This window comes from Aequorivita echinoideorum, assembly GCF_018476645.1.
Lineage (GTDB): Bacteria > Bacteroidota > Bacteroidia > Flavobacteriales > Flavobacteriaceae > Aequorivita > Aequorivita echinoideorum.
Genome location: NZ_JAHCTB010000005.1, coordinates 45,344 through 70,259, shown reverse-complemented (window position 1 = coordinate 70,259; position 24,916 = coordinate 45,344). Strand labels below are relative to the sequence as shown.

The following is a 24,916-nucleotide window of genomic DNA, read 5'->3' as shown; positions in this document are numbered from 1 at the left end:
ATTATTACTTACCCCCGCCAATTCCACAGCCTAATCCCCAACCTATTAATCCAGCACCAAGTGCGCAAAGTAAACAAACTGTAGCACCCAACAAAACTCCAACCACAAACCCAGCACTTCCGCCACCAGTGCAACTTCTAGCTTGATTGAGCTCTACAAAACCCGCATCTATTCCATGGGTATTATTGGAATTATTATAACTTCTTCCTTGATTAAGCTCCGCTTGAAGTATAGTATTTGCCATATTTAATAGATCTTTTTCATCTTGATCTAAGAGAAGGTAATTAGGATTATTAAATAGATCGTTTAATTGGTTGGCCAGTCGCTATAGTTTCTATAGATGTTACAGTAAACTCCTCTAAATCATAATCATCGAGTACAGCCCGAACACCTTGTTCATTCACTATACCCATTTTCTCTATGACATTATTGACAAATTCCGAAGAAAGTTCTCCTTGTCCATATCCAAGCAGAACGGTAAAATAATCAACGGCAGCTTGATCAAACTCTTCAGGTAAAGAATTATTTGGATCATTAAAATGACTTTGTAAAATATCAATACTCGCAATATACTCTTCAGCCAGTAATGTATAATCATTATTCTTAGATTCTTGATTATAATCTAAATGCGAAGCCTCGACTGAATAGTCCTTAATGTTTTCTAAAGAATTTTCTTTTTCTGGAGCACACGAAATAAAAGTGTAGAAGAAAGTTAGGAAAGTAAAAAAATAAGATAAAAATATTTTCATGATAAAAATTTTAAGGTTAAAATTTATTAGTTAAATGTAAATCAACAACTTTAAAGTTTATAAAGAAAAAAAAAAAACGAACAAAAAAATTTTATGAGTAAAAATTTGATTTTAACAGGAAGCTATGTATTGGAAACTTAAAAAAGCTATAAAAGATTTTAAAACCTTTATAGGACTTGCTAAGTTACTCAAACCGAATAGCCTTCACCGGAGAAATTTTTGAAATAATAAACGAAGGGATTAAAAGCATTAAAAGACAAAGCAAAAAAGTTCCAAAATTCAAAAGTAAAATGTAATCCCAACTCAAGTAAACCGGGGCTTCATTAACATAATATGTATCTGGGTTCAGCGGGAAAAACTTGCCATATTTTTGAATTAGCAATAACCCAATGCCAATCAAATTTCCCCAAAAGAGGCCAACGCCAATTAAATACATTGCGTTATAAAGAAACACTTTTCGCACGCTCCAGTCGCTGCTGCCCAGCGCCTTCAAGATTCCAATCATTTGGGTACGTTCCAAAATCAAAACCAAAAGTGCAGTAATCATATTGATGCCTGCGACCAAAATCATAATACCAATAATCATTACAATATTAAAATCAAACAGATCCAGCCATTCAAAAATAGAAGCATACTTGTCGCGGATGGTCTGTGTATCAAGCGTACTTTCCGTTTCGTTATAAACGGCATTTCCTATTGGAATTATTTGATCAAAATCATTTACAAAAACTTCAAAAGCACCAATTTGGTCATCCTCCCATTTATTCAAACGCTGGATGTGGCGAATGTCTGTAATAATGAATTGTTCATCAAACTGTTGAAAGCCGCTATTGTAAATTCCAACGATAACAAATCCGCGGCTTCTGGGCGTTTTTGAAACCTCATCATTTAAGAAAAAAGTGGTCACTTTATCACCCAATTTCAATTGAAGCCTATTCGCCAAATATTCTGAAATCAAAATGTCTTCATTCAAATCGCCACTAAAATCAGGTAATTTTCCTTCCACCAAAAAATCCTTAAAAGCGCTCCAATCGTAATCATCTCCCACACCTTTCACCACCACACCTTCAAAATCGGTTTCGGTACGGATTACGCCACCTTTTGAAGCAGTAACCTGAACGTGTTTTATTCCATCAACATTTTTGAAATTAGGATAAAATGGTTGGTTTTTTGAAATGGGATTTTGCGAATCGTTTGAAAAATTAGTGTCAAAATTCGTAATAATGATATCGCCGTTGAATGCTGAAACTTTTTCGCGGATTTTCTTTTGAAGCCCAACGCCCGTAGCAATGGAAATAAGCATCATAATAATTCCAATGGCAATTGCGGTGATCGCAATTTTTATAATCGGTGCCGAAATACTACTTTTATAGTCCTTGGAAGCAATGATGCGCCGGGCGATGAAAAATTCGAAATTCACGGAAAAATTATGGGATTAACAATTGTCAAAAATACGGTTTTAATAGTAGTCTCACTATTTTTTTCCTGCGGAAGCCAGACCACTGAAAAAAACAAATTGGTGTCTGATGTGCTTCAGGAAGAACCCAACCCAGACAATCCCATGAAATTACCTTTTACCGAGGAAAAAGATCGAGAAGATTCAAAGAAAGCAATTGTTAAAACGGGCGAACTCAGCATCGTGGATAAAATTATAACCGGTGCCGCACAGCCGCAATTGTACATACCTATGCTGGCCGAAAAAAATGTAGGTGTTGTTGCTAATCAGACTTCGGTAATTATTGATGAAGTGACCTCAGCAGATGACAACACAAAGAAAATCACGACGCATTTGGTTGATTTTTTGGTCGACAACAGTATAAAAGTGAGTAAAGTTTTTGCCCCGGAGCACGGTTTTCGCGGAACGGCAGATGCTGGCGAACACGTGAAAGATGGCATCGACAAAAAAACGGGCGTACCACTAATTTCACTTTATGGGAATAATAAAAAACCCACTCCCCAACAATTGGAAGGAATCGATGTCGTGGTTTTCGACATTCAGGATGTTGGCGCACGTTTTTACACCTATATTTCCACGCTCCATTACGTAATGGAAGCTTGTGCTGAAGCTGGAATTCCGGTAATCATTTTTGACAGGCCAAACCCGAATGGACATTACATTGACGGCCCTATTTTAGAAAAGGAAAATGAAAGTTTTGTGGGAATGCACCCAATTCCTGTTGTTCACGGGATGACAATTGGCGAATACGCGCAAATGATTAACGGAGAAGGTTGGTTAAAAAATAAGGCTAAATGTAAACTATCGGTTATAAAAATGGAGAATTACACGCATCAAACTTCTTATTCGCTGCCCATAAAACCCTCTCCCAACCTACCGAATGACCAAGCAATAAATCTGTATCCGAGCCTGTGTTTTTTTGAAGGTACATTCATCAATGCGGGTCGAGGAACCGATATGCAATTCCAGATTTTTGGCGCCCCAAGTTTGCCCACCTCAAAATATACCTTTGAATATACACCGAAATCCAATGAGGGTGCAAAAGATCCAAAATTCAAAGGACAACTTTGTAATGGAAAAGATCTTCGGAAAGAACCGAAATTGAGCAAAATAAATTTGGAATGGCTCATTGACGCCTACAATGCCAATGGAAAAAAGAAGGAATTTTTCAATTCTTTTTTTGTGAAACTTGCCGGAACGGATAAACTTCAAAAGCAGATTGAAAGTGGAATGTCTGCTGAGGAAATAAGAAATTCCTGGAAAGAAGGGCTTGCGGGTTTTATGAAGATTCGGCAAAAGTATTTGCTATATCAATAGGCCCACCCCGACCCTCCCAAAGGGAGGGAGTGATTTCTTTTTTGATTTTTGTTTTTGGAATTTATTTGGAATTTGGTACTTGTTATTTGGAATTTACCCTTCGTTTCATTTCCTCCACAATATTAAAAGCCGCGGGGCAAATGGCGACATTTTTCATTGTAAGGTTTGAAATCTGCTGGAATTTTTTTCGTTCTGTATGCGGAAATTCGCGGCACGCTTTCGGCCGGACATCATAAATGCTACAATAATTATCGGCTCCCAAAAAATTACAGGGAACGCTTTGAAGCACATAATCTTTGTCTTCATCAATCCGCAAATAAGTTGAAATAAACTGTTGCGGCTTCATCCGAAAATGTTTTGAAATACGCTCAATATCTTTGTCCGTGAAAAGCGGGCCGGTAGTTTTGCAACAGTTGGCGCAATCCAAGCAATCCGTTTTTTGAAATTCCTCTTCGTGCAATTCCTGCATCAACGTATCGAGGTGCTTCGGTGGTTTTTTCTTTAGTTTCGTAAAAAATCTTTTGTTTTCGGCTTCGGCCTCTCTTGCTTTCTGCGGAAGCTGTTTTAGAATTTGTTCCATCTAGTTAGCTTCAAAAACGACTTCGCCATTTATGATGGTCGCCACTACTTTTGTATTGGGAATTTCATTTTCATCCACTTTCATAATATCCTTGTCAAGAATAGTGAAATCCGCAAATTTTCCTACTTCAATACTTCCCTTTTCCTTTTCTTCAAAATTGGCATAAGCGGCCCAAATAGTCATTCCGCGCAGCGCGTCCTCCCTTGATAATGCATCTTTCATTTGAAAACCATTTTCAGGGTAATTATTCAAATCCTTGCGCGCCACAGCTGCATAAAATGTGTACATTGGGTTCACATTTTCAACAGGAAAATCGGTACCCAAAGCAATTCTACCAGCTTTTTCGAGCATCATTTTATATGCGTAAGCATACTTTATGCGCTCCGCTCCCACTCTGTCCTGCGCCCAATACATATCGCTTGTTGCGTGCGTGGGTTGCACGGATGGGATTATGTTTTCTCCAAAATACGCAAAATCTTCTTCCGAAAGAATTTGCGCGTGCTCTACTCTCCATCGCTTACCCGCTTTACCTTTCAATGCTTTTTTGTAAGCCCGCAATACTGCAATATTTGCCGAATCGCCAATGGCGTGCGTATTCATTTGAAATTCTGAATTTGCAATTTTTTCAGCTAAATAATCTAAACTATCGGCCGGTGTAATCATTGCCCCAAAATGACCGTGCATATCTGAATATTCCTCACGCATCGCGGCGCCGCGCGAACCCAAAGCGCCGTCCGCATAGATTTTAAATGAACGAACGTTCAATCTATCCGTTTTATAGATTCCATTCGCTAAATAAAAACCAACATTTTCTGGGCTGTTGCTAACCATTGCATACATTCTCAATTTAAATTTTTCCTGTTTTTGAAGGGTATCTATTAATTCAATAATATCCCGATTCAGTCCAGCGTCATCAACCGTTGTAAGTCCATATTTTAAGCAAATTTTTTCGGCTTCCAAAAGTGCCTCGGTGGAAACTTGCGCGGTAACCTTGGGAAACGTTTTTTCGATTAAATCCATTGGGCTGTCAATCAATATTCCGTTTGGCTCTCCTATTTCCAGAACAATTTCACCCCCAGAGATTTTTGTTTTCGAATTAATTCCGGCGAGTTCCAGCGCCTTGGAATTTACCAAATATGCGTGGCCATCAATACGCTGCAAAGCTACGGGCGTATCTGGAAAGAGAGAATCGAGTTCCTTTTTTGTGGGAAAACTTTTGTCTTCCCAATCATTTTGATCCCACCCACGGCCGATGATATAATCAACATTTTTCTCTTCTTGAAAGGCTACCACCTTGCCCAAAATTTCATCAAAACTTTTGGTACCCACCAAATCAACATTTTGCAATGACAATCCAAGTCCGTACAGATGCGCATGTGCATCTATCAATCCCGGGACTACCGTATTCCCTTTAGCATCGTAGGTTTTTTCGATTTTATATTTTAGCTCAAGTTCGGGTTTTAGACCAATTTCTAGAATTTTTCCGTCTTTTACCACCAATGCATTTGCAATGCTGAAATCCTTATCTACGGTATAAATAGTTGCATTTTTTATGAGTAAATCTGCGGGAATTTTATCGGGTGCGCAGGAAAACAGGGTGATTGCTATAAAGAGTGATAGTATCTTTTTCATTCTGAATTTATTGAGGTGCAAAAATAGATAATGTCTAGGAGTGCAAAAAATATATATGCAGAATAAAAATAGACTTTGAAGATATACTAAAAAGATATACTTTTGGTAAAAATAAAAAATGAAAAAGGTATCACTAAAAATTGACGACTCTATTTTCGGAGAAACAGAAAAAATTCTGGAAAATCTAAAAAAACCCCGCAACCGTTATATTAATGAGGCCATTGATTTTTACAATAATTTCCATAGAAGAAAATTGCTTGAAGATCAACTTAAAAAAGAATCAAAGCTGGTCTCTGCAAATTCAATGGAAATAATGGCAGAATTTGAAATTTTTGAAAATGAAAATTAAGCAATTTGAAATTTGGATTACTGATTTAAATCCGCAAATTGGTACAGAACCTGGAAAAACCCGACCCGTTTTAGTTATACAAAATAATATGCTTAACGATGTACCACATACATCAACCATTATCTGCCCAATAACAACCCAAGTTTTTAAAAAATCTGAGATTTTAAGGGTAAACCTACCTGCCGGAACTGCAAACTTAAAACAGGAAAGTGCAATTTTAATAGATCAAATAAGGGCTATTGATAATAAAAGACTGGTTCAAAAAATAGCTGCTTTACCATTAGAGTTTCAGAAAAAAATAAAGGATAATATTAAAATTGTACTTGATTTATGATATTAATCTACCAATCAAACTTATAAGTAGCCCCAGCCAAGCCTTGAATGCCCTGAACTGGGTAATTGAGCCATTTCTCATAATTATCGCTCAAAAGATTACTCCCCTTCACGAAAATAGACAGCCGCTCCGTAAAACGGTAACCAAAATGTACATTTGCATCAAGGTATGCATCCAGCGTCACCTCAAAGTTTGTCCCAGACAAAACCGGATCATTACTAAAAACCAAATCATTTCTTTCACCCACAAAAAACAGCGACGCACCGCCATAAAGCTGTTCGGTGATGTTGAAATTTGAAAAAACGGACGCCTTTAAATCCGGCAAATTCCACGCTTGGGCCTGTAAATCTGTACTGTAATTGAAATAATTTGCATTGATGCCCAATGAAAATTTATCCGAAACCGCAACTTGCAATTCTCCAAAAACAGATAGCGTGTTAACATCATCATACACCACATTGAATGAATTTCCGTTTTCATACCCTTTAAAATCAGGCAAAATAACCTTTAATGGGTTGGCTTGAAAAAGTACCCTATTTTCATCCTTTCCATATGCCGCGCGCAGATTATACCCCACAGAATTTGAAAGTTTTCCTTTAATTCCGCCAAAACCTTCATAGAGATTTTTGGTAGGCGCAATTGCCAAAGTGGGCGATACAAAAGGGTTTTCCTCTTTAAAATTATAAAAGGTATTCTGCTGAAGTCCACCTTCGGCACCGGCATAAACTATCAAAATTTCATCTACTAATCTATAGGAAGCGTTAATATTTGGGTACAGTGAAAAATCAGTCTCACTATTTTCTGAATCCAAGCTCACAAACCCCGAAACACCCAATGAAAAGGTCAAATCATTATTCACAAAAATCACCGAAGGCGAAATGCCCACGTTCAAAAATGAATAGTTTATTTCTGAAGTATTTTCATAATTTCTTTCAAAACTTCCACTTAAATAATCAATATCGCCATCAATTTTCAGCGTTAAAGTTTCCAAAGGAAATGAAAGCTCGGGTTTCAAAATAGCATTGAATTCTGAAGAAGAAAACGAATCCCCGAGATAACGAATATTCACCGAAGCCTTTTCAAAGAAAGAGTCATCAATGGCGATGCTTCCACCAGCGTGGCCGCTTAAATAGGTTTGCTGCGGATCGATTCCTGCTACCATTTCATCAGTAAAATTTAGATAATCTTCCGGCAATCCATACCAATTAAAAACCTGGTGCTCTACGCCCGCATCCAGCTTGTAGGTTGCATCTTTTTGCCTACTGGTGTAATTTCCGTCAAGGCTGGTGTCGTAATATTTATTGTCCAAACGCACCCCATCAATATCTCCTTGCGAAGAATTGTGCCTGAAGAAAAAACCTGCATTGTCTGTTCGGCTAATCTCAAAATTGCTGTAGAGTTCGCCTAAAACACTGGTGTAATTTCCGAAACCGAGCGTGGCGTAATTATCGTATAATTTTATGGGCTTTGCCTTTTCCACGTTGGTTGCCGTTCCTTTTGCCGGCGTAAAAGTGGAAGCCACCGGAACGGAAAATATACTGTATTTCACCTCCTTTTTTTGCGTGGTAATGCTGTCATTCAAGTTTGGTGTTTCCTTTACCTTAAAAGCATCCGAAATTGTGGGTGTGTAAGGTTTAACAATGTTTACCACTTCGGTTCCCAACTCTTTCTCTTGCGAAAACAATGAGAAATTGAACATTGAAATCGCTATTATTGAAATGAAAACTATGCGTTTATTTGACATTTTATCAATTGATTTTTCTTTTTTTTTAGATTTATTAAACCTTCAAGGTTTTGAAAACCTTGAAGGTGAATACAGATGGATTAATTTCCAGTTTCTACGGAAGCGTTCGTTTTTGCCTCGGTAGTTTTAATTTTTGACAGTTCGGTTTTGGCTTCATCTACCACTTCCGGATAATCGGTGAAATTGGTGGTCACACTTTCCAAAATATAGGTTGCTTGGTAGGCATCCTTCAGTGCATAAAAATTTTTTGCCATTAACACCAAACCTTTGGCCCCATAATATTTATAGCCCGAAAAATCCTTCGCCAATTTCTGTACAGACGCATTTGAAGCCTCAAAATTACCTTCCTTATTTTTGAAATATGCATCGTAATAAAGCGCTTCAGCCGCAAGTTGCCCTGTAGCGATTTTTCCAACTTCAGCGTATGCGGTTTTTGCTTTTGCCTCATTATTAGTTTTCATTGCAGAGCGAGCAATAATTACCTGCGCATCACTTTTTATGGAATTATCAATTTTTGAATTTTGAAGTACTTTTTCAGCGTAATTTACGGCTTTCGCATATTGCTTTAATTCATACGAAGCCTTCATACTATTGGTCTGCGCAAAAATGATGTTCTGTGGAAAATCTGCTTCAGCTTCCAGCCGCGTTAAATAATCCAGCGCATTTTGGTAATCCTTTTTGCCCAAATACAATTCTGAAATTCGCGCAAGGGCCTGTTCGGTAAATTCACTTCGCTCGCGTTTCACCACATATTCAAAATGCGGAATGGCTTGGTCATTTTTACCATTGCTGAAATAAATTTGACCCAAATAAAAATGTGCCTGCAACGCGTGCTGGCCGTTCGGGAATTGATTCAAATAATCCTCAAAACGGCTTTGGGCCAGACTTTGCTTGTTTTCCAAATACGGCTGCTCGGCGGCTTGATAGGTATCATCATCCAATTCTGTATCGCCAATTTCCACATAGTCCAGCGTTTTCACCCAAGTGGCGTACTCATTAACCTGGCCTTGGTCAATATAAATTATTTTCGCTGAAGCCACAGCCTGCATTGCTTCCGGCGTATTTGGAAAATCTTTTGCCACTTTTTTGAAAATTCCCAAAGCTTCGCTGCTTTTGCCGGTATTGTCATAAATCAACGCTTTTTTCAGCAACGCTTTTGAAACAAAACTGCTGTTTGGGATGTCTCGAATCAATTGATCGTAAGCTCCAATTGCCTCGCTATTTTTATTTTGAGCGACGTATGTATTTCCCAATTCATAAAGCGCATCGTCGCGATACACGGATTTTGGATATTTTTTTGAAAAGGCAATCAACTCCTCTATTTTCTTTTCGCTTCGGTCCACAAAGCCGTAACTAATTGCTTTTTGGAACTGTGCATAATCGTTTTCACCATCCAATTCAATGGCTGAATTGTAGTTTTCCATCGCCGGCCAATACTGGCTCGTTACAAAATAACTGTCTGCCAAGCGCAGGTATGCATCCTTTTTTCTGGCATTTTCTGCGGAAGAGGAATTTGCGTAGCTTTTAAAATTTGAAATAGCTTCCTCGTAATTTTTAAGTTTGAATTGGTTGTACGCAAGATTGTATTTCAAGTTTGCCAATTCTGAAGTATTCTGCGCTCCGGGCAATTGCTGAAATTGCTTGTAACCAATCAAAGATTTTTCAAAATTTGAGAGTTGGTAGTCGCTTTCCGCCTTCCAATATGTAGCGCGTGCGGTAAAATTAGGGTCACGCGGTTCTTTTAGACTTTTATCAAAAAATGAAATGGCTTCAGTGTAGTTTTTTTCATTGTAGAGTTCGATACCGCGGTAAAAGGCAACCTTTTGGTACGCCAATTTATTTTCAAAATTTTTGTTGTTTTCAAGCAAATCCATCGCTTCCTTATAATTTTTTGAAGTGATGTAACTGTCAATCAACAAATCTTTCAGCGCTTCATTATTGGCGTTATTTGGGTATTTCTGAATAAAGGAAAGCAAAACCTGCGGCGTACTTTGGTAACTGTTGCCAATTTCATAACTCAACTTGGCATAATTTAAAAATGCATCTTCTTGAATTTCTGCACTGAAATCCATTTCTGAAGCATTTTTAAACGCATTCAGCGCCTCCTGTTTTTTATTCAGTTTCAAATAGCTTTCGGCCAAATGATAATAGGCATTTTGTGCGACGGCATTTTTACCGTCCACAATTTTGTTGAATTCGCCAATAGCATTCTCGTAATCGCCCTGTTTGTAATACGCATACCCAAGCTGGTAATAATCTGTATTGTTCCACTTGCCGCGCATTCCTTTGTATTCCTTTAAATACGGAACGGCTTCGGCGTAATTTCCAAGATTGAAATAACTTTCACCAATAATCTTTGAAAGTTGGCTTTTTTCCTGCGGGTTTGAACGGTCAAATTGCTCTTTGCCCATATCAATTGCCTTTTGGAAATTTCCGAGCTTAAAATTCATATCGGCTTGGTAGTAGCTCAAATCTTCAGAATAGCGCTCCTCGCCCTTTACCTCCTCAAAATTTTTATTCGCTTCTTCGTAATCGTCTCCTTCATACGCAATAAAACCCAGATAATACTTAGCCTGCGAGCCGTATTTCTGCGAAGTGGAAACCTTGTTGAAATATTTTTTTGCCTCTTCAAAACGGTTCGCCTTAAAATAAACGTATCCCATATTGAAGTTATACTTTTCCTGCTCGCTTCGGCTCAAATTACTGGCATCCACCTTATCGTACCATTTCTGTGCGTAGCTGTATTTTCCATTTTCAAAATAGTAACTGGCCACATCTATATATGCAGAATTACGCTTGATGCTGGTGGGGTATTCTTCCACAAAATCCTCCATCAATTGATCCGCATTTTGCTGATTAAGGCGCACGGCCGCATTGGCAATATAGTATGCACAATCGCTCTGTACGGTTTCATTGTTGCTTTGTTCCTTTATTTTTGAAAAAAGGCTTTGGGCGGCAAGAAATTGACCGTTGTTATACAGCTCCAGCGCTTGGTTGAATTCAGCGTAATCATTTGTGAATGCCGCGGTCTGCTGCGAAAATGAAGAAAATGAGAGCAATAGAAAAAGCGAAAAGAAGAGAAAATTCTTATTCATTAGTTACAGTTTTTTAAGGCGTAAAGGTATTTAATCTAAAAGGTAGCTTTTTGCGATACTGTAAACTTTTTTAACTGTTTTATTAACGGGTTTTTGCTGAATTTTCCTGCTATGATAACGCTTCAAAGTTATAATAAGTATTTTTTGAAATATAGAAATTGAGCGAAAAATAAATGCGTAAAAAAAATGATGTACTTTTAAAAAAAGTTTTAAAATCCAAATCCCTTACTATGAAGCAATTAATCTTTGTGGCGGCAATTTTAATATCATTTTGCGCCCATTCGCAGCGCAATCCATTTACGAATCTTACGGAAAAAGATGGGAAGATTGGGATTGGAACCAATTCTCCAGACGAACTTTTGACGGTAAAAGGAAAAATCCACACCCAAGAAGTTAGGGTGGATCTCGATGGCGCGGTGGCACCGGATTATGTTTTTGAAACTTATTTTAAGGGAGCTTCTGATAATATGCCCCATTATGAGTTGATTTCTCTGAAGGAATTGGAAGCTTTTCTAAACGAAAATAATCACTTGCCCGAAATACCGTCAGCAAAGGAATTTTCAGAAAATGGAATGGAATTGAAGGAAATGAACCTTTTATTATTGAAAAAAGTAGAAGAACTCACCATTTACACACTTCAGCAACAAAAGGAGATTGATGCACTGCGGGAGATTGTTCAGAAAAAAGGAAATGATTGATATTTAAATTTTTCAGAAGTAAATGATTGATATCATCATTCCGTGTTATAATGAAGCTGCACGTTTCAACAAAAAGCTATTTTTTTCATATTTGGAAAATTTGGAACAAGTGCATATCATTTTTGTGAATGATGGCAGTACCGATGGAACAAGGGAAATGCTCAATCAAATAAAAACCGAAAGTATTTCAATAAATGAAAAAACGCCAATTACCATATTGAATCTGGATAAAAATATGGGCAAAGCCGAAGCAATTCGGGAAGGTGTTCTTTTTTCAATGCAAAATCCAAAAACTGAAAACATTGCCTATTTTGACGCAGATTTTTCTACGCCTCTCACGGAAATTACGAATCTATACCGTGCGATGAAGGAGGATACTAAAAGAGAAATGATTCTTGGCTCAAGAATAAAGAAAGCGGGTTCTACCATTGAAAGAAGCCAGATGCGCCATTATTCCGGGCGCATCATGGCCACAATCGTCAATAACACCATTTTAAAAATACCGATATATGATACACAGTGTGGCGCAAAATTAATCACAAAACGTTGCGCCGAAATCATTTTCAGTGAACCCTTCGTAAGCCGATGGCTTTTTGATATTGAATTAATAAGCCGACTGCAAGTGCGCTATTCAAAAAAAAGTCTCAAGGAAATAATGTATGAACAGCCCTTAAAAACCTGGGTAGAAATGGGCGACTCAAAAATTCGTTTCAAGGATTTGCTTAGAATTCCGTATCAATTATTTCTTATCTATAAAAAGCAAACAAACGATGAAAAGAATTTGGGAAAAGGCTAAAAAAAATCCCTATACATTTTTATTCATTACTGGAATCGCTGCTCGATTGGCAATTTATCTTGCATACGGCGGGCACGTAAGTATGTTTAATGATTCTGAAAATTACACGGACGTTGCAGAAATGATCAAAAATTGGGATTTCAGCAGTTATAATGGCAACAGGACTCCCGGATATCCCTTTCTCATTTTTTTGGCGAATATTTCTGGTTCGCTGGTTACCATTTATCAAAGTATTCTAGGTATTCTTACTTCACTGATGCTTTACAGTATTTTTTACAACCAAAGCAAAAATGTGGGCATTTCACTAATTGCCGGTCTTGTGCCTTCTATCTTTTTACATCTACTATTCTATGAACGAGCCATTCTAACTGAGAATTTGACACTTTTTTGCTTTACGGCGTGCATTTGGTTTATGATAAAAAAAGATTTTTTCAATCGGCCACAAAAACTGTTTGCTGTTTTTTTGATTGGAATACTTTCAATGGTTACCGTTACGGTAAGGCCCATGTTTTTAATTCTGCCATTATTTATTACCATCTATTACATTCTTCTTAATTATAAGGAAGGGATATTCCACAACGCCATACGTGTATTTCTTTTTTGCACTCCATTTTTAATATTCTATACATTCTGGACCTCCTTTAACGAAAGCCATACGGGATATAAATCTATTACTTCATTTTCAGGAGGAAATTTGGCTCAAAACACTGTTTTCTACGTAGAAAAAGCTGATGATAAATATGCTGAAATACGGGATATTCACGTGAGAAAAAGAGATTCATTAATTGCGCACAATCACGATCCGGCCATGGCAATTTGGTTTGTTTTTACTGAAATGAAAAAGAAGGATTCCCTTACTGTCGCTGAATTTTCACAGCGATTAAATCCAATGAACCGGGATTTAATTATGGAAAACAAACTTGATTATTTGAAACAAGTTTCAACATCTTGGGCGGACTTTTGGGGAACGAGCATATTGTGGAACTACAACAGTTTCAAAATTTTTGAAGCACGGAAAATACTGCTTGTACTTTGGAAATATATAACCTTTCCTGTAATAATTATTCTGAAAATCCTGTTCTTATTGATTTGTGGGTACCACATCTTCATAAGAATAATGAAACGAAGATGGCTTTTTAACTTTGAATTATTCTGTGTTTTACTAATTTTGGGCGCTTCAATTGGCCAAGCTTTGGTTACCTTTGGCTCGAATGCAAGATTTTCGATGCCATTTTTTCCATTGATGGTAATTGTGGTCTTACAGTTTTATCTAAATTTCAATAAAAAAATATGTCACAACCAGTATTAGCATTATCAAACGCATCCATTTTTCAAGGCGAAAATATGGTTCTTTCAGATGTCTCTGTATCGGTTGAAAAAGGCGAATTTGTTTATTTAATCGGGAAAACCGGAACCGGGAAAAGTAGTTTTATGAAAACGCTTTACGGAGATCTTCCGCTTCAAGAGGGTGAGGGAAATATTGTTGGATATGATTTAGCCACATTAAAGGAAAAAGACATTCCTTTCCTGAGAAGAAAATTAGGCGTTGTATTCCAGGATTTCAAGCTGCTTAATGATAGAACCGTTCATAATAATTTGGTTTTCGTACTCACTGCAACTGGGTGGAAAGACAAATCTGCGATGGAAAGCAAGATAAACCAAGTTTTGGACAAAGTTGGGATGAAAACTAAAGCCTTTAAATATCCCTATCAACTTTCCGGTGGTGAACAGCAGCGTGTTGCTATTGCAAGGGCACTTTTAAATGATCCGGAATTGATTCTGGCAGATGAACCTACCGGAAACCTTGACCCTCAAACCAGCGTGGAAGTTATGGAAGTTTTAAAGGAAATAAACCAAAATGGAAATACCATTTTAATGGCGACGCACGATTATGCATTATTGCTGAAATATCCTTCAAAAACGCTGAAATGCGACGAAAACCAAATTTTTGAGGTAGTTCAAAAAACGGTTTAAATGGTGGTTGATGGTTGATGGTTGATGGTTGATGGTTGATGGTTGATGGTTGATGGTTGATGGTTGATGATAAATTATGGAAATCTCACTTATTTTCATTACTTCTAAAGATTAGCTTTTAAAAAATCAATCATCTAAAATGCTCGGATCGCGCAATTGAAGTTCACATTCTCTTTCTAAATTTGGGTTGATTTTCAATTGGATTTTTCCAGTTTCACTTGGTTTCAAAATTGTGTTCGCAGCAATTACAATTCTCTTTTTTGAAGTAAGATTCAATGTTGCATTCTCAGTAAATTCTTGGTTTTTAATAAGAACTTCAGAATGAGATGTCAATTTAAAATCCCATCGGCTGAATTTTTGATTTTCGATAGTAACCACCTCATTTTCAGCAAACATATCAAAAACCATTTCCACTGCCCTTCCTGTGTTCAAAATGCCTGCGCCATATTTTCCCGCATAGGGTTTATTGGCTTCAATATGGTCAATGTTCAAGGAGGTCATTTTCAAAATGCTTTCTACCTCATCTACGGGCAAACAAGGGTATAATGAAAACATCAGTCCCACGGTGCCAGTAACCAATGGTGTAGCATTACTGGTATGCTCATTCGTATCATAGACAAGATCTGATTTTTCCAAATAATTTCCATAAAGAAAAGTCCCAGTTGAAGGCGCCAGGATATCCACTTCGCGGTTCAGAGAAGTTACAGATACCGGATAAATATATGGTTTCGAGATATCATTATCCTTAAATCCCATAGTTCTTCCAACATAGCCCAGTATATTTTCAGCATATCTAAAACCTTTTTCACTTTTAACAACATTTTCTTCTACTGTTTTGTACTTATACATAGCCGAGGAAACCGAAATAACATTATCGTACGATGCTAGGTAATATAATCGCTCCCCATTCTTGCTTTCTTGCCAATTTTTATTTCCTGCTGCCACTACGAGGATTGTTCCGTTTTCAAACATTTTATTCACTGCTTCCTGCGCAGAATCAAACCGAGTAGTACTATACCAACTACAATTAATAACCTTCACACCTAAATTTGAAAGTTCAAGCAGTTGATCCAAATTTTTAAAATCGCCATAAGTTGTACTGTAAATTCCACAATTATAACAAACTCCAGGAACTCCGAAGGCATTATTTCCAGTGGCAGCCGCTAGAGAAGCCACGCCTTTTCCATGTCCGCCTTCTATAGATTTTCTTATGATTTTTGTTTTTCCAGCAAAATCGGTATCCGTGGTATCGAGTCCGGTATCTGAAATTCCAATAATAATGTTCGGATTTCCTACCGTATAATACCACGCCTTAGGGACTTCGAGAAAATCGAGATAATCCAGATGTGCCTGTAAACCTATATTTGAACCGATCGTACTCGTGAGACCATAATCGTTGGGTTCAAAAATTTTTCGTTGCTCTTTTGGAATAATCTGTCCAGAAATGAAAATATTTCGGGATTTTTGAAGTAATTCTTCTAAAAGAAATTCCTTGTCTGCTATTACAAAAAAAGTTTTATTAAGATTTTCCTTTTTAGCATTTTTCAGCGTTTTCTTGAAAGTTCTGATTTTATATTTCGAGAAAATTTGTTTCAATTCAGGATTATTTCCCGCATACTGAAGATTTCCCTCTGCTGGCATAAAAATGGGATTTACGGTGGAATCTTTCGCAACCAAATAAAACCAAGTCTCGTTTTGTGTGAATGCGTTTGTGCAGAAGAAAATAAAAATGATTAATATAATTTGTTTCATTTTGCTCTATAATATTCCACAATTTAAGTAATATCGAAAAACAAAGCACTTTTTAGTATAATAAATAAAGTGTTACTATTCTGTAAATTGTAAATTAGCCACCAATCTCTAGCAATGCTTTCCATCCTCATACCCACATACAATTATCAGGTTTCGGAACTTGTGAAAACGCTTCAGAAACAGGCCAGCAATCTTAGGCTTCCCTTTGAAATTGTTGTGTGTGACGATGCTTCTTCAGATTTTGGAATGCTTTCAGAAAACAAACAAATTGGAAATTGGACAAATTGCCATTTCATTGAGAACGAAAAAAATCTGGGAAGAACTGCCACGAGGCAAAGGTTGGCTGAAATGGCGAAATTTGAAAATCTGCTTTTTTTGGATGCCGATGTACTTCCGAAGCATTCAAATTTTATTGAAATTTATATCAATGAACTGAACAAAACAGCTGCTGGTGTTATTTTCGGCGGTATTGATTATGATGAAAAAAAACCAGAGAAGAAAAAATTGCTGCGTTGGAAATATGGTTCACACCGCGAGCGTTTATCAGTTGAAATCCGCAAAAAAAATCCATTTTTGACGATTAATTCGGGTGCGTTTTTAATAAACAGAATGCTGTTTTTAAAAATTAATTCTAAAATGGACATCAACTACTATGGGATGGACATACTATTTACCCAATTATTGAAACAGGAATCCCCAAAGGTTGCTCACATCGAAAATCCGGTGATCCATTTGGGGCTTGAAGACAACTCGGCATTTTTAAAAAAATCGCTAAATGCTGTTAAAACGATCGTTTTTCTGGAAAGTGAAAAAAAGATTTCAAACGATTTAAGCTCTTTGCAAAAAAGTTATTTAAAATTGGAAAGACTCCATTTAACAAAAATTTTCAGCTTTTTTGTTTCGAGAATCAAAACTATGATGGAGCATAACTTTTTAACTGAAAACCCCAACCTTTTTTGGTTCGATCTTTACAGACTGAATTATTATATTCAATTAAAAGAAAAAGTAGATGCCTAAATTTTCGGTCATAATTCCATTATATAATAAAGAAAAAGAATTCCCTTCATCGCTACAGAGCGTGTTGGCACAGAATTTTATTGATTTTGAAATAATTATTGTGAATGACGGCTCAACAGATAATAGCCTAGCGATTGCGGAAAAAGAAGCTTTAAAAAATCAAAGAATTAAAGTTTTCAGTAAAAAAAATGAAGGGCTCGCCGCGACGCGGAATTTCGGGGTAAATAAGGCTATTGCTGAAAATGTTGTATTTATAGATGCGGATGATTTTTGGTATCCATTTCATCTGGAAAATTTAGCTGCAATTCTAAAAAAATTTCCAGAGGCTCCATGGTTCGCAGCAGCTTATGAAAAAAATTACAATGAAAAACTGACCCGAAAAATGATAGCACCACTCAATGAGAAAAACGAAAATTTTATTGGGAAGGTAAATTTTTTTGAAACCAGTCTGATAGATTCGTTAGTGCATCCATCCAGTTTTGGCATGAAACGAGATTTCTTTTTGAATCTTGGCGGACACAATACGAATATAACTTTTTCAGAAGATACTGACCTTTGGATACGTGCGGCACTTCAAACGCAAGTGGCATTCTCAAATAAAATTTCGGCAGTAATTAACCTCAATTCAAGTAATAGGCTGAACCATTCTGCTATGAGAACGCGTAAGTATCCAAATTTTGATACATATGAAGCGGAAGCCAAAAATAATAAAGCTTTAAAAAAATATTTGGATGTGCATTACTTTTCCATCGCACTCAATTACAAACTTGCCGGCGATACGAAAAATTTTAAAAAGTATAGCGATAAAATTGTAAAGGAAAATTTAAATACCAAGCAAAAAATAATTCTTAAAACTCCTGCCAATATATTATCAGCTTCAAAATCAATCAAGAATTTTCTTCAAAAATCCGGGATTTATTTCAGCGTTTACAAATAAAGATTTATAAATTCTTCATATTCGCGTATGTAATCTTCTTCCAGAAAAGTCCCCGAAGAAAAAACAAGGCAGATGGCTCCCGATGAAAAATTACCCAATTCACGCCAAATCCCTGTTGGCAACAATAATCCTTTATTGGGTTTGTTCAAGGTTATGGTCTTTTTGTTCTTACCATCATCCAAAATCACTTCAAAACTGCCACTAACGGCAATCAAAAATTCCTGCTGCTCCTTGTGGGCGTGGCCTCCCCTGTGCGCATCACTGGGAACATCGTATAAAAAATAAACGCGCTTAAAGGGAAATGGTAACGTATTGCCTTCAATTACGGCAAGATTTCCTCTGCTATCCGTGATTTTTGGAACATCGAGCATGACACAATCCTCAATCCTATTTTTCATTTGATGTTTTTTTGTAGTCTGAAATACTTTTAAAACCAATCTTTATTTTCCGTGGAATTTCAGAAAAGGGAACATATTTTTTTCTTACAATGAATGATACAAATTTGAATACCCAAAGGTAACTTAAATTGCCATAAGCATAGGTTTTAATAGCTGCTTTTGCATACAATAACCTATCTGTTGCCACATCGTCACTTGACGATAATGGAGGATGGATGGTAATAAAATCTGGAATAAAATAAAGCAGTAAATTTTTCTTTTTAGCATCATTCAAAAAAACAAAATTCTCAGCATCCTCAAATTGGGCGCCAAGTCCAAATCGCTCATCAAATAATAATTTCAATTTTTTTAATTCTTCCACAAGAAAGGAAATTTCAATTGAAAGCGTTTTTTGAGAAATATACTTATTGTGCGGCATTGCGTGCTTTGGATAATCCCAATAGGGTTCATTCTTGGTGGTTAACGTTTGGAAAGTTATGATTTCTGCATTGTGTTTATTATAGGCATCAATAATCTTTTCTGAAAAACCATCTATAAACACAACGTCATCATCAACATTAAGGCATATTAGGCCTTCGGCATTTTTAATGGCAAGATTTCTACTTTTTGAAAGACCCCTTTCTAAAGAATTAATTACCCGAATGTTTGGATGGGAAGATTTTAAAGATTCATCTTCATTCGTTTGATTTACAATCAGAATTTTAAAATCCGAGATTTTTGTCTTTGAAAACATATTATCTAAAAAATCCAAGGATGTTCGGTGCATTGTAGCAACCAAAATCTCCAAATCTGAGGTTTTATAAGTATCTTCGGCCATTAAATGGATTTTCAGCAAAAGTATTAATGCAGAACGAATAATTTGTAATTAATAATTATTAATTACAGAATGCCGTTTTGAAGATTTGATTTTGAAATTGATTTTTATAACGATCAATAATTGATGAAAATATTACTGATTGGGGAATATAGCCGGCTCCACAATTCGTTGAAAAAAGGACTTAATTTATTGGGCCACCAAGTTACGCTTGTGGGTACTGGAGATATGTTCAAAAAATTTCCGGTAGATGAAAGCATCCAAACAAAATGGCTAACGGACAAACCAATTCCGCTATTATTCCGAAAAATCCTTTTGAGAATTCTGAAAAAAGATCCAGCGCAATGGGAAATTGGATATCGATTCAAGAAAATACTCCCAAAATTGAAAAATTATGATGTTGTCCAGTTAATTAATTCCCACAGCATTGGCACGTATCCCAATTTCGAGATAAAACTTCTGAAAAAAATTTTTGAACAAAATGGGAAAGTTTTTTTGATGGGTTGCGGTGACGATTATCCGGTGGTCAAGGCATATTTGGAAGGTAAAATGCGATACCACATGCTCACGCCCTATTTGGAAAGCGGCTCAAAATTGAAGTCGGATTATGCTTTAAAATATTTGACGCCACCGTATAAAAAACTTTTTGATTTTGTCTATAAAAATGCCGAGGCCGTAATACCCAGTGATATGGATTATAAAATTCCGTGGGAAGGGTGGGATAAAGTGGCTGAAATGATTCCGAACCCGATTATTATTTCCAAAGAATATTCGCCCATAAAAATTGAGGGTCGGAAAATCAGGATACTTTTCGGTGTAAATACAATGAATTACACCAAAAAAGGATACCGATTTTTTGATGAGGCACTAATTAGAATTGAAAAAAAATTTCCGCATTTGGTTGAAATAAGACGTACTGAAAATTTGCCCTTTCATATTTACGTGAAGGAGTTGGAACTTTGCGACATTTTATTGGACAACGTTTATGCCTATGATCAAGGTTACAATGCACTGGAAGCAATGGCTCGCGGAAAGATAGTTTTTACCGGGGCTGAAACTGAATTTGAGCAACACTATAATCTAAAAGAAAAAGTAGCCATAAATGCGCTGCCGGATGCAGAAAGTATTTTTTTGGAGCTGGAGGAACTCATTTTAAATCCCGAAAGAATTGAGAATATCGGGCAGAAAGCTCGGGAGTTTATCGAGCGGGAGCATGAATGTGAAGTTGTGGCAAAGAAGTATCTTTCATTATGGCAACAAACCTTGTAATTTAAATTGTTTTTATGATACTAGCAGGAATTCCAGCAATAATTGAATTTTCGGGAAAACTTTTTGTCACAACTGAACCAGCCGCAATCACACAATTAGCTCCTATATTTACGCCTTTGAGAATTGTGACATTATTACCAATAAAAACATTATTTCCGATAATAACCGTTTGCGGATTGGGATCTGTTTCAATTCGCTTTTTAATTTCTAGGTTATGGAAAAAACTGTCTGATATATTACAATTATAGCCAATCAAAACATTATTGCCAATACTGATACTCTTTTCAGAAATGGCTGAAAAATTATTATTTATAAAAATATTGTTCCCAAAAATAATATTTGAATTTTCCGTGCGCGCTTCAATATATGCATAAGAATTGTAAAACATTGGTGAATTTACCACCCCAAAGTGTACATTTTCACCAAAGCATATTGAACCCCTTCCGTTACAAATGATTGGCTGATGCTTTTTTGCGCTTCCAGAAATATTTTTGTTGTTTGACAAAAATGCATATTTCGCTTTACTACAGGCCAAAAGAAGTTTTATGAAATATTTCTTAATCATATATTAATTTAAAAAACTAAACAGCTTTCCCATCTTTCGATTTCTGAAAATATCTATAAACCAAAAATAAAACAATAAATATCACAATAACATAACGGATGAAATTGGCTACAACAACTCCTTCAATTCCATAAATGTCAACAAAATAGCGAGCCAAACCAAAATAAATTATAAGAGATATTACTTCGGAAAAAATAAAATTTAGCACCAGTTTTTTTGCTATAAATTGATATCCCAAAATTATTGTAATCAATCTTAAAAAATCTGCCGCCAATTGCCATTTAAACAGCGGCGCCATCTCATTAAAACCAGGATATACGATCTGAATAACATAATCCCTTAAAAAATAAATAAGCAGCATTCCAATTCCAAATAGCGGCAAAAGTGTTTTAAAAATTACCATCAATTCTTTCGTGAAATCTTTCTTTGAATGTATTGCGGCATATTTAGGCAATACATAAAGTGTGAAAATGGCACTCGAAAAGACCATATAATTTTTTGAAATATTGGTCATCGCCGTCCAGATTCCTGCATCAGCTTCGGTAATTCGTTTGATTATCATTGCCCTTATTTCTATAGAAACGTAGTTTAAGAGCACGGTTGAGAAAAAAGACATAATGGAAAACGAAAGCAACATTTTCAACATTGGCGTTTTCCAATTCAAGTTTTTAAACGCTACATATTCCTTCAAAACTTTAAAAAATACAAAAAGCAAGGTAGCCAATTGTATAATTGGAGTAACTGCTATTGCTACCAAAACCCCATCAATATTGAAATTAAAAAGAAAAAATACCGTTAGCACAGCCGTTGCTATGTAGCCGAAAAGTTCAATTTTCGCAAACTTTTTATATTGCGAAAGTCCATTTACAACACCACTAAAAATTCTATTTAAACTGATAAAAGGGACGACAACCGCTGTTAGTTTTATTAAATAACTGAAATCTGCAGTTGTAAAAAGATAAACGCTAATAGATTCCGAAAAAATAAAAAGTACAATTGAAGTACTTATAATACCAATTAAAGAAAGAACAAAAACTGTACTGAATAATTTCTGAAGCTTCTCTTTATTCTCCTTATGTTCCGCAACATATTTAACCACTCCGTTGAACATTCCCAAAGAGGAAAATGAAGTAAGTAATTCTGAAAGATTGCGAAGTTGACCAATTTTTGAAACACCAGTTTCTCCCAAATATTGGGCAATAAGTCTTTGTATAAAAAGTGAAATAACAAACCGGACTCCAATAACTCCAGCATTCAGCGAAGTCATCTTCAAAAGCAAATTGCCGCGTATGAATTGGGGGATTTTCAATCAATAGTGGTTTAAAACGTCAATAACCGTATCCACATCCGCTTCCGAAAGCACTGGGCTTATGGGAATACTTACTACCTGCTCGTGGATTTTCTCAGTAACCGGAAAACTCAATTCTGAATATTCTGATAACGCTTTTTGCTTATGCGGAGGAATGGGATAATGAATCAAAAAGCCAATCTTATTTTCACTTAAATATTCTAAAAAAACATCCCTTTTTTTAACACGCACCACAAAAAGATGAAATATATGATTATCACTTCCATCCCACTCCGGAAGCGTAATTTTTCTATTTTTTATTTCAGAAATATACTTTTTTGCAATCTCCCTTCTTCGGTTGTTGTCCACATCCAGTGCTGGTAATTTCACATTTAAAAATGCCGCCTGTACCTCATCCAATCGGGAGTTTATTCCCAAAAATTCATTTACATATTTTGACGAAGAACCATAATTTCTCAGTTTTTTTATGACCGACGCCAACTCTTCATCATTTGTGGTGATCGCGCCGCCATCGCCCAAAGCACCTAAATTTTTGCTCGGGTAAAAGCTGAAACCTGCCGCATCGCCCACATTTCCGGCCAGTTTTCCATCATTATTTTTTGAGCCGTGCGCTTGGGCCGCATCTTCAATTACCAACAGATTGTGGCCGTTTGCAATTTCCAAAATTTCATCCATCGGCGCCAACTGTCCGTAAAGGTGGACGGGCATTATTGCTTTCGCTTTTTTGGTAATCGATTTTTTGAGCGAAGAAATGTCAAAATTATAATTTGAGGCATCGCTTTCAACCAAAACCGGTATCATTCCAGCTTGTTTTATGGCGATGATCGTTGCAATGTATGTATTTGATGCCACCAAAACCTCATCGCCTTCGCTTACTTTTCCGAGGATTTTATAGCCTTCCAAAATCAATCGCAAAGCATCAAGTCCGTTGGAAACACCAACGCAATAGTTGGTTCCGCAATAGTTGGCAAAATTTTCCTCAAATACTTTAACTTGGTTTCCCAAAATATAATAACCGGAATCCAGAAACTGTTGAAAACTTTTTTGGAAACCGCTTTCAAAACGGGCATTTATGGCGTGAAGGTCTAAAAATGGAATCATATAAAAATGGATTCTAATTTTTTATAATGTGATGTTTCAACTTCAAAAAATTGTTGTGAAATACTGCGCGCACCGAAACATTCCTTCCAGTATTGAAGGCCTTCGTTCACATTTTTTCCCGCATTTTCATTGGAAGTTCCAAAGTCAAAATATTTTTTTTCCTTAAATCTTTCCTTTATTAAATATTCAAAAAGAAAATCCAACGTGCCCAACTGTTGCTTGGTTTCATTCGCCGAAATATACTGCACGTGCGCTACATTTTCAGTATCAAAAATGGTAGCGCCGCCCACTATTTCAGTATTTTTATACACATTGAATTGTAAAATATTCTTCGGAAAATCCTTCGCCAATTGCACAATTTCGCCCAAAGAATGCACTGGGAGCGCATCGTGTTTTTCAGCTAAATTCGGGATAAGGATTTCTTTCCAAAATGGTTCAAAATCGTTGCCCTCCTCAATTTTCAGATTATTTTTAATTCCTTTTTTTACGCCTTCCATTCTATTTGAAGCAATTTTGGGAGCGTTTTTTTGATCTATCACACTTAAAACATCGGTACGTATCAATTTCGCATCGGCAATAAATAGCAGATAATCCATTTCATCTGCCGGCATCGTATTGTAAATTTTTGGCAGTAATTTTAATTGCAACAGTTCAATTTTTTCTGAGGAAAGAAATTTCAGCACACTTGTAAATATTCCCGAAGCTTCCTTCAGTTTCGTTTTTTTGCCCAAAATAAGTCCGCCGTAGGTAAGACCTTGGTGTGAAAAAAGTTTATTTTCAACACCATTCGCTGGTAAAACCGCAACTGGTTTTTCATTTTTAAAAACCATCAACGAAAAATCATCAAACCTATCGGCGTGATAGTCCATAAAATTTCGCTGAAATAAAAAAGTGCTGTTTTTTGTCGAAGCCACAAAGGCATCCCAAAAATTTTTATCTTTCGGCGAATATTTTTTTACTGAAAAAGTATTGGTATCCAACTGATTTGCTTTTAAAAAAAGGCTTTCGGAATAAAAATGTAAAGCTAAAA

The 24,916-nt window shown here is 36.3% G+C and carries 24 protein-coding genes; 10 read left to right on the top strand and 14 right to left on the bottom strand.

The window, feature by feature from the left end:
* Positions 1-4: 4 nt before the first annotated feature.
* From KIV10_RS11800 to KIV10_RS11790, 3 genes are all read right to left on the bottom strand, one after another.
* Positions 5-244 (bottom strand): hypothetical protein, encoded by a 240-nt coding sequence (locus tag KIV10_RS11800; protein WP_214113978.1) that lies wholly within the window; start codon positions 242-244, stop codon positions 5-7.
* Positions 245-293: 49 nt separating this feature from the next.
* Positions 294-749: a hypothetical protein gene (locus KIV10_RS11795; protein WP_214113976.1), complete on the bottom strand. Its 456-nt coding sequence runs from the start codon at positions 747-749 to the stop codon at positions 294-296.
* A 184-nt stretch (positions 750-933) separates the two neighbouring features.
* On the bottom strand, positions 934-2,169 hold the full coding sequence (locus KIV10_RS11790; protein WP_214113974.1) for an ABC transporter permease: 1,236 nt from the start codon (positions 2,167-2,169) through the stop codon (positions 934-936).
* A gap of 9 nt (positions 2,170-2,178) precedes the next feature.
* On the opposite strand from KIV10_RS11790, the gene KIV10_RS11785 reads away from it, so the two are divergent.
* Positions 2,179-3,522, top strand: a complete 1,344-nt coding sequence (locus tag KIV10_RS11785) for an exo-beta-N-acetylmuramidase NamZ family protein (RefSeq protein ID WP_214113973.1) — start codon at positions 2,179-2,181, stop codon at positions 3,520-3,522.
* An 82-nt stretch (positions 3,523-3,604) separates the two neighbouring features.
* Here the strand turns inward: KIV10_RS11785 and KIV10_RS11780 are convergent, their stop codons facing one another.
* Together KIV10_RS11780 and KIV10_RS11775 are read right to left on the bottom strand one after the other, a co-directional pair.
* Positions 3,605-4,102, bottom strand: a complete 498-nt coding sequence (locus tag KIV10_RS11780; protein WP_214113965.1) for a YkgJ family cysteine cluster protein — start codon at positions 4,100-4,102, stop codon at positions 3,605-3,607.
* On the bottom strand, positions 4,103-5,734 hold the full coding sequence (locus tag KIV10_RS11775) for an amidohydrolase (RefSeq protein ID WP_214113963.1): 1,632 nt from the start codon (positions 5,732-5,734) through the stop codon (positions 4,103-4,105).
* 118 nt (positions 5,735-5,852) lie between these two features.
* On the opposite strand from KIV10_RS11775, the gene KIV10_RS11770 reads away from it, so the two are divergent.
* Together KIV10_RS11770 and KIV10_RS11765 are read left to right on the top strand one after the other, a co-directional pair.
* Positions 5,853-6,083, top strand: a complete 231-nt coding sequence (locus KIV10_RS11770) for a hypothetical protein (RefSeq protein WP_214113961.1) — start codon at positions 5,853-5,855, stop codon at positions 6,081-6,083.
* Positions 6,073-6,417 carry a type II toxin-antitoxin system PemK/MazF family toxin gene (locus KIV10_RS11765; RefSeq protein ID WP_214113959.1) on the top strand — a complete coding sequence of 115 codons (345 nt, stop codon included), beginning with the start codon at positions 6,073-6,075 and terminating at the stop codon, positions 6,415-6,417. Before KIV10_RS11770 ends, KIV10_RS11765 begins: the two co-directional genes overlap by 11 nt.
* 7 nt (positions 6,418-6,424) lie before the next feature.
* On the opposite strand, the gene KIV10_RS11760 is transcribed toward KIV10_RS11765, so the two are convergent.
* Together KIV10_RS11760 and KIV10_RS11755 are read right to left on the bottom strand one after the other, a co-directional pair.
* A complete protein-coding gene (locus KIV10_RS11760; RefSeq protein WP_214113957.1) occupies positions 6,425-8,161 on the bottom strand; it encodes a TonB-dependent receptor in 1,737 nt (578 codons plus the stop codon).
* An 80-nt stretch (positions 8,162-8,241) separates the two neighbouring features.
* Positions 8,242-11,256 carry a tetratricopeptide repeat protein gene (locus KIV10_RS11755; RefSeq protein ID WP_214113955.1) on the bottom strand — a complete coding sequence of 1,005 codons (3,015 nt, stop codon included), beginning with the start codon at positions 11,254-11,256 and terminating at the stop codon, positions 8,242-8,244.
* 230 nt (positions 11,257-11,486) lie between these two features.
* Between KIV10_RS11755 and KIV10_RS11750 the strand changes: the two genes are divergently transcribed.
* From KIV10_RS11750 to KIV10_RS11735, 4 genes are read left to right on the top strand one after another with little or no spacing between them, the layout of a single operon-like run.
* On the top strand, positions 11,487-11,954 hold the full coding sequence (locus KIV10_RS11750; protein ID WP_214113953.1) for a tail fiber protein: 468 nt from the start codon (positions 11,487-11,489) through the stop codon (positions 11,952-11,954).
* Positions 11,955-11,976: 22 nt separating this feature from the next.
* Positions 11,977-12,750, top strand: coding sequence for a glycosyltransferase (locus tag KIV10_RS11745; protein WP_214113952.1), 774 nt, complete (start codon positions 11,977-11,979; stop codon positions 12,748-12,750).
* On the top strand, positions 12,725-14,059 hold the full coding sequence (locus KIV10_RS11740; RefSeq protein ID WP_214113950.1) for a hypothetical protein: 1,335 nt from the start codon (positions 12,725-12,727) through the stop codon (positions 14,057-14,059). Before KIV10_RS11745 ends, KIV10_RS11740 begins: the two co-directional genes overlap by 26 nt.
* A complete protein-coding gene (locus KIV10_RS11735) occupies positions 14,041-14,724 on the top strand; it encodes a cell division ATP-binding protein FtsE (RefSeq protein WP_214113948.1) in 684 nt (227 codons plus the stop codon). The genes KIV10_RS11740 and KIV10_RS11735 overlap by 19 nt, the downstream gene beginning before the upstream one ends.
* Positions 14,725-14,850: 126 nt before the next feature.
* Here KIV10_RS11735 and KIV10_RS11730 read toward each other — a convergent pair whose 3' ends face one another.
* Positions 14,851-16,476 (bottom strand): S8 family peptidase, encoded by a 1,626-nt coding sequence (locus KIV10_RS11730; protein ID WP_214113946.1) that lies wholly within the window; start codon positions 16,474-16,476, stop codon positions 14,851-14,853.
* A gap of 114 nt (positions 16,477-16,590) precedes the next feature.
* On the opposite strand from KIV10_RS11730, the gene KIV10_RS11725 reads away from it, so the two are divergent.
* Complete coding sequence (locus KIV10_RS11725; protein WP_214113944.1) at positions 16,591-17,493, top strand: glycosyltransferase family 2 protein; 903 nt, start codon at positions 16,591-16,593, stop codon at positions 17,491-17,493.
* Positions 17,486-18,430 (top strand): glycosyltransferase family 2 protein, encoded by a 945-nt coding sequence (locus tag KIV10_RS11720; RefSeq protein ID WP_214113943.1) that lies wholly within the window; start codon positions 17,486-17,488, stop codon positions 18,428-18,430. Before KIV10_RS11725 ends, KIV10_RS11720 begins: the two co-directional genes overlap by 8 nt.
* Here the strand turns inward: KIV10_RS11720 and KIV10_RS11715 are convergent.
* Positions 18,421-18,828: a sugar 3,4-ketoisomerase gene (locus KIV10_RS11715; protein ID WP_214113941.1), complete on the bottom strand. Its 408-nt coding sequence runs from the start codon at positions 18,826-18,828 to the stop codon at positions 18,421-18,423. The genes KIV10_RS11720 and KIV10_RS11715 overlap by 10 nt on opposite strands.
* A complete protein-coding gene (locus tag KIV10_RS11710; RefSeq protein WP_214113939.1) occupies positions 18,818-19,645 on the bottom strand; it encodes a glycosyltransferase in 828 nt (275 codons plus the stop codon). The genes KIV10_RS11715 and KIV10_RS11710 overlap by 11 nt, the downstream gene beginning before the upstream one ends.
* Positions 19,646-19,768: 123 nt before the next feature.
* Between KIV10_RS11710 and KIV10_RS11705 the strand changes: the two genes are divergently transcribed.
* Positions 19,769-20,911, top strand: a complete 1,143-nt coding sequence (locus tag KIV10_RS11705) for a glycosyltransferase family protein (protein ID WP_214113937.1) — start codon at positions 19,769-19,771, stop codon at positions 20,909-20,911.
* A 1-nt stretch (position 20,912) separates the two neighbouring features.
* On the opposite strand, the gene KIV10_RS11700 is transcribed toward KIV10_RS11705, so the two are convergent.
* From KIV10_RS11700 to KIV10_RS11685, 4 genes are read right to left on the bottom strand one after another with little or no spacing between them, the layout of a single operon-like run.
* Positions 20,913-21,476, bottom strand: a complete 564-nt coding sequence (locus KIV10_RS11700; protein ID WP_214113935.1) for an acyltransferase — start codon at positions 21,474-21,476, stop codon at positions 20,913-20,915.
* A 16-nt stretch (positions 21,477-21,492) separates the two neighbouring features.
* The gene (locus KIV10_RS11695) at positions 21,493-22,785 is read right to left on the bottom strand and encodes an O-antigen translocase (protein WP_214113933.1); all 1,293 of its coding nucleotides are present in this window, start codon (positions 22,783-22,785) and stop codon (positions 21,493-21,495) included.
* Positions 22,786-23,886, bottom strand: a complete 1,101-nt coding sequence (locus KIV10_RS11690) for a DegT/DnrJ/EryC1/StrS family aminotransferase (RefSeq protein ID WP_214113931.1) — start codon at positions 23,884-23,886, stop codon at positions 22,786-22,788.
* The gene (locus KIV10_RS11685; RefSeq protein ID WP_214113929.1) at positions 23,883-24,866 is read right to left on the bottom strand and encodes a GNAT family N-acetyltransferase; all 984 of its coding nucleotides are present in this window, start codon (positions 24,864-24,866) and stop codon (positions 23,883-23,885) included. The genes KIV10_RS11690 and KIV10_RS11685 overlap by 4 nt, the downstream gene beginning before the upstream one ends.
* Positions 24,867-24,916: the final 50 nt, after the last annotated feature.

Bases quoted from the DNA above. Each gene is read 5' to 3' on its own strand.
- KIV10_RS11735 (WP_214113948.1), top strand. From the start codon at position 14,041: ATGTCACAACCAGTATTAGCATTATCAAACGCATCCATTTTTCAAGGC.
- KIV10_RS11785 (WP_214113973.1), top strand. From the start codon at position 2,179: ATGGGATTAACAATTGTCAAAAATACGGTTTTAATAGTAGTCTCACTA.
- KIV10_RS11755 (WP_214113955.1), bottom strand. From the start codon at position 11,256: ATGAATAAGAATTTTCTCTTCTTTTCGCTTTTTCTATTGCTCTCATTT.
- KIV10_RS11750 (WP_214113953.1), top strand. From the start codon at position 11,487: ATGAAGCAATTAATCTTTGTGGCGGCAATTTTAATATCATTTTGCGCC.
- KIV10_RS11720 (WP_214113943.1), top strand. From the start codon at position 17,486: ATGCCTAAATTTTCGGTCATAATTCCATTATATAATAAAGAAAAAGAA.
- KIV10_RS11770 (WP_214113961.1), top strand. From the start codon at position 5,853: ATGAAAAAGGTATCACTAAAAATTGACGACTCTATTTTCGGAGAAACA.
- KIV10_RS11705 (WP_214113937.1), top strand. From the start codon at position 19,769: ATGAAAATATTACTGATTGGGGAATATAGCCGGCTCCACAATTCGTTG.
- KIV10_RS11690 (WP_214113931.1), bottom strand. From the start codon at position 23,886: ATGATTCCATTTTTAGACCTTCACGCCATAAATGCCCGTTTTGAAAGC.
- KIV10_RS11760 (WP_214113957.1), bottom strand. From the start codon at position 8,161: ATGTCAAATAAACGCATAGTTTTCATTTCAATAATAGCGATTTCAATG.
- KIV10_RS11780 (WP_214113965.1), bottom strand. From the start codon at position 4,102: ATGGAACAAATTCTAAAACAGCTTCCGCAGAAAGCAAGAGAGGCCGAA.
- KIV10_RS11795 (WP_214113976.1), bottom strand. From the start codon at position 749: ATGAAAATATTTTTATCTTATTTTTTTACTTTCCTAACTTTCTTCTAC.
- KIV10_RS11725 (WP_214113944.1), top strand. From the start codon at position 16,591: ATGCTTTCCATCCTCATACCCACATACAATTATCAGGTTTCGGAACTT.
- KIV10_RS11710 (WP_214113939.1), bottom strand. From the start codon at position 19,645: ATGGCCGAAGATACTTATAAAACCTCAGATTTGGAGATTTTGGTTGCT.
- KIV10_RS11775 (WP_214113963.1), bottom strand. From the start codon at position 5,734: ATGAAAAAGATACTATCACTCTTTATAGCAATCACCCTGTTTTCCTGC.
- KIV10_RS11765 (WP_214113959.1), top strand. From the start codon at position 6,073: ATGAAAATTAAGCAATTTGAAATTTGGATTACTGATTTAAATCCGCAA.
- KIV10_RS11745 (WP_214113952.1), top strand. From the start codon at position 11,977: ATGATTGATATCATCATTCCGTGTTATAATGAAGCTGCACGTTTCAAC.
- KIV10_RS11700 (WP_214113935.1), bottom strand. From the start codon at position 21,476: ATGATTAAGAAATATTTCATAAAACTTCTTTTGGCCTGTAGTAAAGCG.
- KIV10_RS11740 (WP_214113950.1), top strand. From the start codon at position 12,725: ATGAAAAGAATTTGGGAAAAGGCTAAAAAAAATCCCTATACATTTTTA.
- KIV10_RS11800 (WP_214113978.1), bottom strand. From the start codon at position 244: ATGGCAAATACTATACTTCAAGCGGAGCTTAATCAAGGAAGAAGTTAT.
- KIV10_RS11730 (WP_214113946.1), bottom strand. From the start codon at position 16,476: ATGAAACAAATTATATTAATCATTTTTATTTTCTTCTGCACAAACGCA.
- KIV10_RS11715 (WP_214113941.1), bottom strand. From the start codon at position 18,828: ATGAAAAATAGGATTGAGGATTGTGTCATGCTCGATGTTCCAAAAATC.